This window comes from Streptomyces roseochromogenus subsp. oscitans DS 12.976 (genome assembly GCF_000497445.1).
Taxonomy (GTDB): domain Bacteria; phylum Actinomycetota; class Actinomycetes; order Streptomycetales; family Streptomycetaceae; genus Streptomyces; species Streptomyces oscitans.
The window spans coordinates 4,351,839-4,365,412 of record NZ_CM002285.1; the positions used below are offsets into that span (position 1 = coordinate 4,351,839).

The window sequence follows — 13,574 nt, forward strand, 5'->3', positions numbered from 1 at the left end:
GTCAGGGCAGCGCGGGAGGTGCGGGGTCGGTCGGTCCGGGCTCGGTCGGTTCGGGGGCGCCCCCTCGGGGAAGGAACGCCGTCACCAGGAAGCCACCGTGCCGGGTCGGTTTCGCCTCGACCTGCCCGCCCAGCATCGCCGCGCGCTCCCGCATCCCCAGCAGGCCGTGACCGCTGCCCTGGGACGGTGGCACCGGACGGCTGGGACGGGAGTTGCTGACACTCAGGTATATCCCGTTGGGCAGGTGGGCGATGTCCACGCGGACCTTCGCACCCGGCGCGTGCCGCAGGACGTTGCTCAGGGCCTCCTGGACGATCCGGTACGCGGACAGTTCCACCCCCGGCGAATAACCGCGCGCATCCCCCTCCTCGGCCTTCACCACGTCCAGGCCGGCCGCCCTGGTGTTCTCCAGCAAGGCGTCCAGACGGGCGAGGTTCGGCTGCGGGGCGTCGGGGGCCGGGCCGGTGCCGGGCGCGGGCAGCCGAGCGGAGTCCTCGACGGCCTCCGGTTCGTCCGGGCTCTCGGCACGCAGCACGCCGAGCACGCGCCGCAGCTCGGTCAGGGCCTCCAGGGCGTTGTTGCGGATGCCCGCGAGGTTCTCCTTCAGCTCCTCCGAGGGATTCTCCACCAGGTGGGGCGCCACCTGGGCCTGGATGGAGATCACCGACATGTGGTGGGCGACCACGTCGTGCAGCTCCCGGGCGATACGGCTGCGCTCCTCCAGGAGGGTGCGACGGGCCCGCTCCTCCGCGGTGATCGTCGCCTGCTGGACCAGTTCGGTACGGGCCTCGCTCCGGCTGCGCAGGGCGGCGCCGATGATGGCGGCGACGGCGAACAGAGCGACGGCGACGGGGCCCGTCGGGGAGTACTTCTGCGCTCCGATGCCTCCTTCGACGACGTAGGTCGTCAGAGCGGTCACGGCGAACGCCGCGAGGGTGCCGCGGGGGCGGACGCGCAGGGCGAGGAGCAGGAACACGGCCATGTGGGCGAGCAGAATGGGCGCCGGCCAGGGCCAGTTGGGGCTCAGCAGCACGAGAGAGGCCAGGTTCTGGCGGGCCAGCAGCGCAGTGGCCGTGGCGGCCGCCAGGGACAGGGCCCAGGCCGGAACCGGGCGCCACAGAGCCAGGATGACGGCACCGGCCTGCAGGAAGGTGCTCAGGAAGGCCACAGCGGGGGTGAAGCCGTAGCTGTTGGACAGCTCCTCGGCGCCGGCCAGGGCGATGCCGAGGGCCAGCCAGCTGATGAGCAGGTAGGTGAGGAGACGCAGCCAGCGGTACTTGGAGAAGGGGGGTGCCTGGGGGGAGGGGTTCTCACCCAGCCAGGCGCGGAGGCGGGCGGCACGGGAAGGGGTGGCCAGGGCGGGCTCGGCCTCGGTCTCGGTTCCGGTTTCGGCCTCGGACGGGGTCCGGGAGGCGGGTGAGGTCGCGCGGCCGGCGTCACCGGGACAGCCGGGACGACCGGTCGGCTTCTCGGGGTCCGCGGACATCACGGACGTAACTCTAGGCATGGCGCGAGGACCTCGCCGGTGGCACATGGCGGCGGACCACGTGCGACGCTCGGTTCCGGGCTCGGGCGGGGCCCTGCTCGTGGTGCCGGAACGCCGTCCAGCACACGGCGAGGGCCAACGCGAAGACGGGAAGCCAGGCGAGGCGAGACCCCACCCAGGCGACGGAGTCCGGTGGGGTGTGCAGGCCTGGCAGCCGGCCGGCCAGCAGGCCGGTCGCCGTGGTCGCCATCATGGCCGTCTGGTGCCACAGGAAGATGGTCATCGCGGAGAGGTTGACGAAAGCCGTCGCCGCCCAGGCCAGGGGCCGGGCCATCGCGCGGCGCAGGCGGTCGCGGAGCAGGAGGGCGAGGCCGCACTGGGCCAGGCCGAAGGTGACGGCCGCCAGGGTCGGCGGGTTGAGGTTGGAGATCGCCGCGCCGGGGACGCCGACCATGGACACCGGGTAGCCCGCGCAGGTGATCAGCAGGGCCGTGGCCGCCGTACCGCCGAGCAGCAGGACCCAGGCCGGGCGGCGGCCGCGCAGCTCGCCCCGGGCCCAGGCGGCGCCCAGGGTGTACGGGACCAGCCAGCCCGCCGCCACGTTCACCCAGCCGAGCCAGGACGGGCCGAGGTGCAGGCCGAAGCGGAGGACGTCCACGTGGAGGACGACGGCGAGCGGCCAGAGGGGGCTGAGGCGCGCGACCAGGGGGGTGGCGGCCGTCAGCGCGGCGAAGACCAGCAGGAACCACAGCGGGGACAGCGCCAGCTTGAGCAGCGTGTGGATCGTGGACAGGGGTGCGCCGGTGAGGAGGAGGGTCACGGCCGCCACCGACCACAGACCGAGCAGCGCGGCCACCGGGCGGAGGAGGCGGGTCAGACGGGCGCGTAGCCAGGAGCCGTATGTGCCACCTCTACTGCGGGCCGAGGCCAGGCTTCGCGTCGCCACCTGGCCGCCCACCAGGAAGAACACGGCCAGCGTCTGGAAGAGCCAGGACACCGGGGCCAGCCAGGGCAGGTGCTGCAGCGGGCTCGCCGTGCGCAGACCGCCGTCCTGCGCGACCAGCGCCGTGACCAGCCAGTGGCCGAGGACGACACCGAGTATCGCGAGGGCGCGGAGGGCGTCGATCTCGCGGTCCCGGGATGCGGGCGTGGCGGCGTCGACCTGGTGGGCGGCTCGGCGGAGGGCGTGGAACGCGTGAAGTGCGGTGGCGGGGGTGAGGGAAGTGAGGGGGGTGCGGGTACGGCGCAGGGTGGTGGGGGTGGAGGTGGCGGGCGCGGTGTCGTGCGGAGGGGTGTGGCGGGTGCTTGCTGTCTGTTCAGGCACGGGTCACCTCCGAGGTCTCGCCGAGGGTGATCCGGGCCAGGTTGGCGAGGGAGGCCGAGCCCGGGGTGAAGTAGCCGCTGTGGTCGGCGTCGGCCGCGTCGAAGACCCGGGCGCCGAAGGCGCGGGAGACCGGGTCGGTGCCGAAGCCGATGGTGGTGCCGAAGAGGTCCGCGCTGGTGTGCGGGACGTGCCGGATCCAGTCGCCGCTGCCGCGGGCCGCCCAGATCCGGGCGTGGGTGTGCAGGGCCGCGGCCGAGTCCGCGCCGGTGCCGGGGCTGCCGACGAGGACGATGTCGTCCGCGTCCAGGCCGGGGGCGGCGCGGCCGCAGACCACCGTGCCGTACGAGTGGCAGAGCAGGGATATGTGTGCCTGTGGCGGGGTCGCGGCGCGCAGGTGACGTATGAAGGCGCGCAGGTGGGGGGCGGCTTCGTCGGCGCGGGTGGTCGTCGTGACCGCGGTGCTGACCGTGGCCGGGGGTTCGTAGCCGAGCCAGGCTATGACGGCGACCGTGGTGCCGTGGGGTGCGCGGTGGGTGAGGTCCGTGTACAGGGCCGCAGCCGCCTGGTGGAAGCGGGCGTAGGTGTCCAGGGAGGTGTCCGAGCCGGGGACCAGGACCGCGATGTGGCCGGCGTGGGCGAGGTCGCCGAGGACCTCCGTGGCCTGGCCGGTGCCTCGGCCGTCGAAGGTGAGGAGGTTTCGGGACGGGGCGGCGAGGGCCTGGTCGGCGGCGGCGCGGTGGGGGTCGCCGTGGGTGGCGGCCATCTGGGCGGCCTGGGTGGCGTTGGCTCGGTTGGCCTCGTAGGTGGTGTGGAGGGTGGTGGCTGTGAGCAGGGGGAGCGCTGCGGGGGTGGGGGCGGGGATCTGGGGGCGTGCTGCGCCGGAGAGGGGGGCGGCGATGGCTGCGGTGAGGAAGGCGGCGAGTAGGGTGCGGCGCCATCTGTGAGTGCGGGTGGTGTGGGGCGCCTTCGGCGGGATTTGGATGTGGTTTCCCACCCGCACCACCCGTGACAGTTTCGTCGTCGGGTGCGGGTGGCCCCCGCGGGGCGAAAGCGCCGCCGGCGGCTGCGGGTCCGCGGAGGGGGAAACAGCTCCTGTCGGCTCCCGCCGGTGCAAGGGGAGGGGATCCGTGCCGATCGGCTCGCGCCGGTCGCTGGAGAGGGGCTTCGTGTCCCTTGGCTCGCGCCGATCCCAAGACAGCGGCTCCGTGCCGATCGGCTCTCGCTGATCCCAAGACAGCGACCCCGTGCCTATCGGCTCGCGCCGGTCGCTGGAGACGGACTCGACGTCACTCGGCTCGATCCGATCGCTGGAGACAGACCCTGTGGCACTCGAATCGCATCGGTCGCCGGAGACGGACCCCGCGTCACTCGACTCGCGCTGCCCCCAAGACAGGGGATCCGTGACCGTCAGCTGGCGCCGCTCGCTGGGGAGGGAATCCGTGCGCGTCAGCTGGTGGCGGTTGCCGGAGACCGGGGCCGTGCGCGTCAGCTGCTGGCGGTTGTCGGAGACCGGGGCTGTGCGCGTCAGCTGGTGGTGTTCGGGGGTGAGGGGGTTTGTGTTCGCTGGTGAGTGGCGGGGGCTGGAGGAGGGCGTGGGAGGGTGGCCCATGGGCGGGGTCCTTTCAGATGGCCCGGCCGTCGGGCTTCTCTGAGAAGGAAAATTAAGGATCTGGGCCTGTCGTCGGCGTCCCGCCAGGGAGCTGTTCTGCGAGGTAGCTCTCAGGTACTACGGGTATCACCCGGGGGCGAGCAGTACGGGTCGGACTGCCCTCTTCACCACGCCAGTTGGGCGATCTCCTCCGCCACCACCGCGCACGCGTCCGCCGCCGGGTCGATCAGCGGGAAGTGGCCGACATCCTCCAGCAGCGTCAGGCCCACCACCTCGCCCGCCTTCGCCGCCGCGTCCGCGTACGACTCGGCCACCGTATGCGGTACCACCAGGTCCGTACGCCCCTGGACGAGTGTCGTCGCGATGCCCGTCGGGAGGAGGAGGACGGGGTCGGCGTAGGGGCGGCGCTGGGCGAACGTGTCGTGGCCGCCCAGGAGTTGCAGGCTCGCGTGGCCGCAGACGTCCAGCTTCTCCGCCACCTCGAAGTCCGCGATCGGGGCGAGGGCGACGACACCGCGCAGCGGGGCCGGGCGGCCGGTGCGCCAGGGGGAGTCCGCAGGCAGGACGTGGCGGGCCGCGGCCCACAGGGCGAGGTGACCGCCGGCGGAGTGGCCGGTGAGAACGGTACGGCGCGGGTCGGCCTGCGGGAGCGCCTCGCGGACCAGGGCGGGCAGCGCGTCCAGGGCGGCCGCGACGTCGTCGAAGGTGTCTGGCCAGCGGCCGGCCGGAGGCGTGGCTTCGGCTCCGGCTTCGGCGTCCGGAGGGGTGGCTTCCGCGCCCGTGTGCTGATCGGCCTTGTCCTGGTCACCCTTGCCGTGGTCGCCCCTGTTCTGGTCGGGGATCAAGGGGGCGCCGCCGCGTCGGTACTCGACGTTGGCCACCGCGAAGCCCCTACGGGCCAGATAGTCCGCGAACGGTGTGATGTGGCGGCGGTCGTAGCGGGCCCGCCAGGCGCCGCCATGCAGAACGACCACCAGGGGAGCGAGGGAGTCCGGGGCGGTTCGGGGGGCGTAGAAGTCGATCACCTGGTCGGGGTGGCCGCCGTATGTGGAGGTGACGTCGGGGTCGAACAAAGGGTGTGAGAAGGCCGACTCCTCTTCGGCGGCAGCGCGGGCAGCTGCGGCGTCGTCCGGCATGCTCCAACCTCTCAGCGATGGAACGTGTTTGGCGTGTGGCGGACCAGGTGAGGAATTTTCGTTCGCCGTTGGCGGGACGGTATCAGGCCAGTCATGTGCGGAGGCATGGGGATGTGACGCAGGGTCAGGGATAAACGGTTCTCCGCGAGGGAGCCAGGGCCGGGCGGGGAGGTCCGGCCCCCAGCCCCAGCCCCGGCCCCAGCCCCGGCCCCTCCCCTACGCCAATTCCTCGCTCAGGATCCTGGCCGCTCGTTCCGTGTCGGTGAAGGTCACGTACAGCGGGGTGAAGCCGAAACGGAGGATGTCAGGGTGGCGGAAGTCGCCCACGACCCCTCGGGTGATCAGGCGTCGCATCACCTCGCCGGCGTCCGGGCAGCGCAGGGCGATCTGGCTGCCGCGCTCCCCGTGGCGCTCGGGGGTCACCGACTCGACGCGGCCCGGCTCGGTGTACGCCCGCACGCAGCGCAGGAAGAAGTCCGTCAGGGCGAGGGACTTGGTGCGGACGGTGGAGATCGAGACGTCGTCCCAGATCTCCAGCGCCGCCTCCAGGGCCAGCATGGAGAGGATGTCCGGGGTGCCCACGCGGCCGCGCAGGGCGCCCGGTGCGGGGGTGTAGGACGGGCTCATGCCGAAGGGGTCGGTGTGGGAGTTCCAGCCGGGCAGGGGCGAGTCGAAGCGGGGTTGCAGGTCCCTGCGGACGTACAGGTACGCCGGTGAACCCGGGCCGCCGTTCAGGTACTTGTAGGTGCAGCCGACCGCCAGGTCGACCCCGTGCTCGTCCAGGCCCACCTCCAGCGCGCCCGCGCTGTGGCACAGGTCCCAGACGGACAGAGCTCCGGCCTCGTGGATCGCGGCCGTCAGGGACGGCAGGTCGTGCAGGCGGCCGGTGCGGTAGTCGACGTGGTTCAGCAGTACGGCCGCCGTACGGTCGCTCAGGGCGGCCGGAACCTCCTCCGGCGTCACCGCGCGCAGGGTGCGGCCGGTCATACGGGCCGCCGACTCGGCGATGTAGCCGTCTGTGGGGAAGGTCGTCGCATCGACCAGGATCTCGGTCCGGGTCTTGGTCCGGGTCTTGGTCCGGGTCTTGGTCCGGGTCTTGGTCCGGGTCTCGTCCGACATCCGTACCGCCGCCACAAGTGCCTTGAAAACGTTGACACTTGTGGAGTCGCCCACGACGATCTGTCCGGCCGCCGCGCCGACCAGTGGGGCGATCCGGTCGCCGATCCGCTCGGGCGCGGTCCACCAGCCGCTCTCGTCCCAGGAGCGGATGCGCAGTTCGCCCCACTGGCGGCGCACCACGTCGGCCACGCGGTCGGGAACGTGGGCGGGGAGCGCGCCGAGCGAGTTGCCGTCCAGGTAGACAACGTCGTCGAGGACGAAGCGGTTCCTGAGCGGGGCCAGGTCGTCCGCCGCGTCCAGCTTCTCTGCCTGCAGCGCCAGTTCAGACATGGGACCTCGCCGTCCACAGCTCCGGGAACACGTTCTTGCGGGCGCGCTTCTCCAGCCAGGCCACGCCGGCCGAGCCGCCCGTGCCGGCCTTGGCGCCCATCGCGCGCCGGGTGGCGACCAGGTGGTCGTTGCGCCAGCGCCAGACCAGTTCGGCGACGTCGGTCAACGCCTCGCCCAGACGGGCGAGTTCGCCGTCCTGGTCGGCGGAGTAGATCGCGGTCCAGGCTGCCTCGACGGCGTCGTCGGCGTCGTAGCGCTGGGAGACGTCCCGGTTCAGGACGGACTCGGGGATCGCGTGGCCACGGCGCGCGAGGAGGTGGACGACCTCGTCGTACAGGCTCGGCTCGTGCAGCGCCTTCTCCAGTTCCGCGTGGGCGCGCGGGGCGCCGCGGTGCGGGACGAGCATGGACGCGGACTTCTCGCCGAGCAGGAACTCCATCCGGCGGTACATCGCCGACTGGAAGCCGGAGCCCTCGCCGAGGGCGGAGCGGTAGGAGTTGAACTGGGCGGGGGTGAGCTGGCCGAGCGGCTTCCAGGAGGCGTTCAGGGCCTCCAGTTCCCGTACGGAGCGCTTGAGGGCGGCGACGGCGGTCGGGACGTCGTCCGAGCGGAGGGCGTTCGCGGCGGTCTCCCACTCGTGCACGATCACGGTGAACCACAGTTCCATGACCTGAGTGGTGACCAGGAAGACCATCTCTCCGGGGTCGTCGGAGAGGGTGTGCTGGAGGTGGGTGAGCACATCCGCTCTGACGTAGTCCTCGTACGGCGTCGTACCCGCGAAGTCGAGGTTCGGGTCGAGCGTGCCGTCGGGGTTCTGTGCGAGATGCGGGGCCTCGGGCTCAGCGGCCTGGAGAGGGGGTTGAGCCTGTTGGGACATCGCTGTCTCCTGTTGTTACTCCGGGTAGCGGTCCGCCCCTGCCGATTCCGGCACGGGGGCCCCGGTCCCCAAGCGGAATCCTCCGCAATCCCACCGGATACGGCAAGGCCCGTCTGCTGCCAGACGGGCCACACCGGAACTCCCGTAGGGGTCAGCCCGCGGTCAGCCCAGGGTCTGGGCTGCCGTCGGTGAGGAGTCCCTCAGGAACTGCGCGCAGCGCTCGTACTCCTCCTGCTCGCCGATCACCTGCGCGGCGCGGGCGAGGGCGTGCAGGGCGCGCAGGAAGCCGCGGTTCGGCTCGTGCTCCCAGGGGAATGGCGGAAGATGTGCCGGGAGAGCAGGAGTGGATGGACGGTATGACCGAGCAGGAGTGGCTTGACGACCTCGCGGCTCAGCTGCCGGAGCGGGACCTGGAATGGGTGGTGGATCTTGCCAGGATCTGCTCCACGGAGTGGGCGAGCGACAAGCCCCCGACAGGCGAGACTCACCCACAAGGGATGGATTAAAAGTCCTGGCCATGGCATGGCGGGTGGTTCCGGACGCTGCTTCCACGTCCGGAACCACCTGGTCAGAGCATGTGCGCCGTGAGTGCCGATCCGTCGCGTGACGGGTTGTGCCGCACCGTCCGCTCACGCATCGCTCACGCAGAAGATGCTGCTGACCAGCGCGTTCACTCCTGGTGCTGCCTCACAGGTTTCGCACGCATCCGCACGCTTCACCCTTCAAGTGGACCCCTCCGCCGGGCGCCGGATACCTGCGGCAGGATTCGAACCTGCGACACCCGCTTTAGGAGTTTTCCCTGGGCGGGGCTGTGACCTGCGGAAACGTCGGTAGTGGGGTGTCCGGCCTGGGAAAACACCCCTCCGTAGTTCTCACGTGTTCACGGGGTTTCCCGGCCCCATGTGTGCTGAATGCGTTCTGGTCATGTGGCCCCCCGAGAGGCCGCCAGCGGTCTGTCTGTTTTGGCAGGAGCGAGACGGTCCTGGCCTACCTGCGGTTACGCGCGCTGCACGTGCGGCGTCGTCGTGAGCAGCCCTCAGGGCGCGCTTGGGTCGGAACTGGAGCAGAGCCTCAAGGACATCCTGGACGCTTCTCGGCGAGGCCCTGGTGCCGCCGCTGACCACCGACCGCCAGGCAAGGATCACCATTAGAGCGTCGCAGCACGGCGAAACGACGGACCACGCAGAAACATTTCTTCCGGAAAGCATCCGATACGGGCATTCGGATGACATTGCTGGCATATTCCGTCGGCAAGGTGTAGTTCAATTGCCAGCCCTCAGGTACCGCTACACACGGACTGGGATCTCATTGCGCCGTGCGCTGCACAACCCTGAGTGCGCTGCCAACCGAGGAACGACCGTTACCTCAGCCCCAAAGTGTGTCTTGCAGACATGCCAGCTCGTTCGACGAACCCAGGGAGTTACCGCATGGCCAAGTCAACTGCCGGGGAGAATTCCCGGACGGAAACCTGCACCGCAGTGCTCGAAAACGGATCGGCACGGCTGGCATGGCTGCCGGTGGAAGATGCGGACCGCTACGAGATCTCCCGTATCGGCTGGGAGGACGAATATGAACCGGTCGTGGTGGACGGGGGCGAGACATCGACAGTTGTCCCCGTTCCAGCAGACGGAGATGGACCGGTTGAGACGGCCGACTTCCAGCTGATCGCCTTGTCGGGGTCGACACCGATCGCCGCCCTCGTGCTCGGCACCGGCCGGAATCCGAAGGAGCCGGCGAACATGACCGAATACGTACGCAGCCTGCTCACTTGGGAAAAGGTAGCCAGACAGATCAAGACCCCGTCCAGGAACCCTGTCGGCAGCCCGAGGGTCACCAAGGAACAGGACGGGGGCAAGTGGTACAGGGTGACCAGCCAGGATCACCAGTTCAGCAAAACACCCAAGAACCTCGTGCTCAGGAACCCGAACGCTGACGTGTTGTGGCCGGGTGCCCTCATCCAAGGCGGACCCGCTTCCGAGGGCGCCCTATCCGAGCTGGTCATCGAAGAGCGGACGCCGATCAACATCAGTTGCAGTGCCGCTGTACCAGAACCCAGAGCGCGGCTCGAAAATCCTTCCGCGTCCGCGGCTCAAGAAGCCATCGCCAAAATGATCCGAGACCAAAAAGGCGTCTCCGGCTCCATGTACTACAAAATGGTCGAGGCGTCTTCGGTCGAGTCAGCGCTCCTGGAGGTGGATGTCTCTGCCAGCTACATGGGCTTCAGCGGCAGAGGGAACACCAAGCTGGAGAAGAGTAGAGACGAGAAGACGATCTTGGCTTGCTTCCTCCAGGGGGCCTTCTCCATCAGCTGTGACGGCAAGAGCAGCCCGAGGAAATGGTTCACCGACAAGCTGACTTGGGGGGACGTCAAGGAACTCGAAGACATCGGACGCATCGGACGCAAAAACCCGCCGCTATACATCTCAGAAGTCTCCTACGGTCGTTCACTCTTGTTCGCGTTCATCACTAAAGCGGAGATCACGAAGGCCAAAGCCGCCCTCGAGTTCGCCTATAAGGGGCTAAAAGGCGAAGGGAAGGGAAAGTTGGAGGCTGAGTACAAGAAGATCCTCAACGAGTCACGACTGGAGATCATCACTCGGGGTGGCGACCAGAAGTCCATCATGGAAATGATCAAGAAAGGGGCGCTTGGCGAATACTTCGAGAAGCCGCCGAAGCTGGCCGACTTCGTCCCCATGTCCTACACCCTGAAGTCGCTGCTGACTGGGGACGTGGCACGACTGGGAGAAGTCGCCAACTACACCACCATCAAGCGAGTACCGCTCGACAAAACCGTCATTCGGTTCGAGCCCATGGCCATGTCGGTCAACGACGGCACCATCGGACCGATCGCTCTGACCCACAAGAGTAAGAAGATCACCGGCACTCTGGGCCCTGGAGGAACGCAGTACCCAGAAGGGGAGGGCTGGGAATGGGATTTCCAGATGAGCAACAAGCGAATCGAGATCGCCTGCGAGGGTCCGGGCGATGTACGGTTCAGTGTCACGGTCCAGCCCACTGATAAACACCTCGAGGGTGGCGGAGTCGAAGCCTACAAGTTCGCCGTCGTGGACGTAATGAAGAGACGGACATATAATGTGACTTTCCGCGTAAGGCTCACGTTCTGACTCGCGCTCCAACTGTCGCGAGGGCGCGGCTGCCGGTGCCCACAGTGGCAGCACCCCAGTACGCTCGTAACGACTGGAACCACAGCGCTCTCCCCTATCGACCCCAGCGGAGGGCGCTGTGTGCGTACGGCCGGCTCGTCCGAGGCCCCGAGGACCTCAGGCAGCTGAGTGTCACTCAGCACACGTAGGGGCACTCAGCCGTCACCCGCTTGCCGCTTCAGCGACCCTGGCCTTGTGATCCGTAGAATTGAGCAGCGTGTTGTGAGGGTGCTCGATCTACTGCCGAACTGATCGCTGGCGTTCGTGATCATCGGTGTCTGGGTGCCGTCGTTGCCGTCAACGTCGCCGTCATCGCGCCGCCGATCGTCTGCCAGTGCTGCCCTGGCACTGACTCAATCCGGTGCAGGGAGCCGGAACAGGGGTGCGGACGATCGTCTTGCGATCCGCAGGGCACGATCCTCCGGCCGTTGCAGGGCGGCGATGGGCAGGGGTGCCCCTCGCCGCCTTGCTGCTCGCACTGGAGGTGGAGGCGCTGGCTCAGCCAGGGTGCTTCCAGGCTCCCACCACCGCGCGCCCGTACCTTTCCGCGTCCGGGTTGGGTTCGCCCTTCACAGCCGACTCGCCTGGCGCGAGGAAGAGGCTCACTTGAGCCCCGACGGTAAGGCCACCTGCTCCCTCACCCGGGGCCAGATTCTTCGTGTGCATCCAGACCTTGGTGTCGTTGAGCAGCGGGCAGTGCCAGACGGGCCCTCTGGACCCGTGGCCCCAGGGCTTCACGGTGACCCACTGGAGTAGCCACATGTCGTCTTTGTTCTCGACTTTGAACTCGATGTGCTTGGGGTCGCCGAAGTCGCCTGGTGCGTAGACGGAGTACGTGTCGTCGTCGCCCTTCTCGAAGTCGTTGTAGTTAGGCTTGTCCAGCTTCGTCCATCCCGACTTTCGGTCGCCTCTGGCGAACTGACAGAACACGTCGGCGTCGGTGCCGGCCCAGTCGTCTTTCGCGGTGATGATGCGGACCTCGTACAGGACCTCCCTCGCCGCCGCCTTTGCTGCTGCCGCTTTCTCTGCGGCGGCCACCTGTTCGGCTTGCTGATCCTTGCCGGCGATCTTGCCACCGGTGGCCACGTAGCCGACGTTCGCGAAAGCGCCGAACATACCGGAAGCGCCCTCGGCGTTACCCGTTTCCTTGTCGACCTTGCCGCCGAAGACCTGGTAGCCAGAGTTCCGGAACTGGTTGATCAGCCCCTGAGACGGAACGTCGCCGATGCGCGTGGAGGACACGTCGTCGTTCAGGCATGCACCGCGCTCGTTCTTGAGCTCCCTCAGGTCGTAGGGGCCACCCGGTGGCACCTTGAGGCATTCGCCTTTGAGGTCGGGATGCTGGAACAACTCCAGGGTGCGCTTGGTCTTGTTCACCACGCAGGTGGCCGTGTCACTGAAGCCGCGATCGCCGATCTCGCCGAAGTTCTTCGCTATCGACTCGTCCGCGATCACGACCCGCCCTTCGACGGAGCCATTGCAGTTGGGGTGCTCGTACAGGGCGTAGGAGCCGGACGGGCAGACGTCGGAGCCTTTTGCGCGGATCACTTTGACGGTCATGGCGGCACACTCCTTGCTCACGCGTTCGACGGACATTTACGCCATAACCACCCTCCGTCAGGGCTCGTCACCTCAACAGTCGAATTAGGCTATTCGGGTGATGGGCGTCCGGTGCCGGCTGGGTGAGGGTGAACAGTCCGGGTTCGCATTCGGTGAGGATGCCGCGGTCGATCAGCCGTTTCAGCTTGGCGTGCATGCCTTCGGTGTGCCGCGGCTCGGTGCCGCTGCCGACTCATGACATGGTGACCGGCACGACGAGGATGTGACACAGCTGAGGAGGAGGCCGACTGCGGCTCGGCGTCCAATTTCTTCGAGCCGTGGACCGCGCACCTCCACCAATCCGAGCGGCGCACGGAGAGGAGCACTGTCAGCCATGACGGACTGGACCGTTGCCGAACTCGGACCCCACGACCGGCGAGTCGTGACGGAGGCCATCACCTTGTTCGAGGCGGTCGTGGGGCGCGGCGCGCTCATCGTCGACCAGGCACTCCAAGGTCTCCACGACGGGACGCTGCTCTTCCTGGCAGCTCGCTCAGGGACGCAATCGGCTGTGGTGGGCGCGGCTACTGCCTGCGTGCTGGATGACGACAGTTACGGGGAACTCGTCGCTCCCATGCCGGCCAGCGCCCTTGCCGCCACCCCACCTTCGGTCGACGGCCGACGGATCGGACGTCTGGGCACCCTGGCCGTGGCCGCCTCGATGCGCCGACGTGGCGTCGGCAGCGCCCTCACCGCACAGTGCACGCAATGGTTGCGACAACGATGCACCGAGGCGTACACGATCTCCTGGCTGCACAGTGAACCGGACCGCAGCGAAGGCGTACTGAAGGCTTTCGGCTGGCAGCCAGTCGCCGTTCTGCACGACTACTGGGTACGGGCAACGACGACCGGCGAGGCAGACTGCTCCCAGTGTGGTCGGCCCTGTCACTGCCCCGGCCTGCTGCTGCGTCTGACCGGTGACCGGTGACC

11 protein-coding genes and 1 pseudogene are annotated in these 13,574 nt (G+C 68.6%); 3 read left to right on the top strand and 9 right to left on the bottom strand.

Going from position 1 to position 13,574, the window contains the following annotated elements:
• Position 1 precedes the first annotated feature (1 nt).
• The 7 genes and pseudogenes from M878_RS68460 to M878_RS96475 all read right to left on the bottom strand — a co-directional run.
• Positions 2-1,486, bottom strand: a complete 1,485-nt coding sequence (locus M878_RS68460; protein ID WP_023547923.1) for a sensor histidine kinase — start codon at positions 1,484-1,486, stop codon at positions 2-4.
• A 13-nt stretch (positions 1,487-1,499) separates the two neighbouring features.
• Positions 1,500-2,612: an acyltransferase family protein gene (locus M878_RS68465; protein ID WP_245238400.1), complete on the bottom strand. Its 1,113-nt coding sequence runs from the start codon at positions 2,610-2,612 to the stop codon at positions 1,500-1,502.
• A 190-nt stretch (positions 2,613-2,802) separates the two neighbouring features.
• The gene (locus M878_RS99980) at positions 2,803-3,804 is read right to left on the bottom strand and encodes an alpha/beta hydrolase (protein ID WP_245238132.1); all 1,002 of its coding nucleotides are present in this window, start codon (positions 3,802-3,804) and stop codon (positions 2,803-2,805) included.
• Between the two features lie 779 nt (positions 3,805-4,583).
• Positions 4,584-5,555 (bottom strand): alpha/beta hydrolase family protein, encoded by a 972-nt coding sequence (locus M878_RS68480; protein ID WP_023547927.1) that lies wholly within the window; start codon positions 5,553-5,555, stop codon positions 4,584-4,586.
• A gap of 216 nt (positions 5,556-5,771) precedes the next feature.
• Positions 5,772-7,004: a kynureninase gene (gene kynU, locus M878_RS68485; RefSeq protein WP_023547928.1), complete on the bottom strand. Its 1,233-nt coding sequence runs from the start codon at positions 7,002-7,004 to the stop codon at positions 5,772-5,774.
• Positions 6,997-7,881: a tryptophan 2,3-dioxygenase family protein gene (locus tag M878_RS68490; protein ID WP_023547929.1), complete on the bottom strand. Its 885-nt coding sequence runs from the start codon at positions 7,879-7,881 to the stop codon at positions 6,997-6,999. Before M878_RS68490 ends, kynU begins: the two co-directional genes overlap by 8 nt.
• Before the next feature lie 162 nt (positions 7,882-8,043).
• Positions 8,044-8,199: pseudogene (locus tag M878_RS96475) on the bottom strand (DUF3151 family protein); the annotation flags it as partial.
• 29 nt (positions 8,200-8,228) lie between these two features.
• Here M878_RS96475 and M878_RS98395 point away from each other — a divergent pair.
• Together M878_RS98395 and M878_RS68500 are read left to right on the top strand one after the other, a co-directional pair.
• On the top strand, positions 8,229-8,387 hold the full coding sequence (locus M878_RS98395) for a hypothetical protein (RefSeq protein ID WP_167345784.1): 159 nt from the start codon (positions 8,229-8,231) through the stop codon (positions 8,385-8,387).
• A 921-nt stretch (positions 8,388-9,308) separates the two neighbouring features.
• Positions 9,309-11,006 (top strand): thiol-activated cytolysin family protein, encoded by a 1,698-nt coding sequence (locus M878_RS68500; protein ID WP_158692707.1) that lies wholly within the window; start codon positions 9,309-9,311, stop codon positions 11,004-11,006.
• 537 nt (positions 11,007-11,543) lie between these two features.
• Here the strand turns inward: M878_RS68500 and M878_RS68505 are convergent.
• A complete protein-coding gene (locus tag M878_RS68505; RefSeq protein ID WP_158692708.1) occupies positions 11,544-12,605 on the bottom strand; it encodes a PLAT/LH2 domain-containing protein in 1,062 nt (353 codons plus the stop codon).
• Positions 12,606-12,672: 67 nt separating this feature from the next.
• The gene (locus tag M878_RS000000101045; protein ID WP_280923665.1) at positions 12,673-12,801 is read right to left on the bottom strand and encodes a hypothetical protein; all 129 of its coding nucleotides are present in this window, start codon (positions 12,799-12,801) and stop codon (positions 12,673-12,675) included.
• 177 nt (positions 12,802-12,978) lie between these two features.
• On the opposite strand from M878_RS000000101045, the gene M878_RS68510 reads away from it, so the two are divergent.
• On the top strand, positions 12,979-13,572 hold the full coding sequence (locus M878_RS68510; RefSeq protein ID WP_023547933.1) for a GNAT family N-acetyltransferase: 594 nt from the start codon (positions 12,979-12,981) through the stop codon (positions 13,570-13,572).
• Positions 13,573-13,574 lie beyond the last annotated feature (2 nt).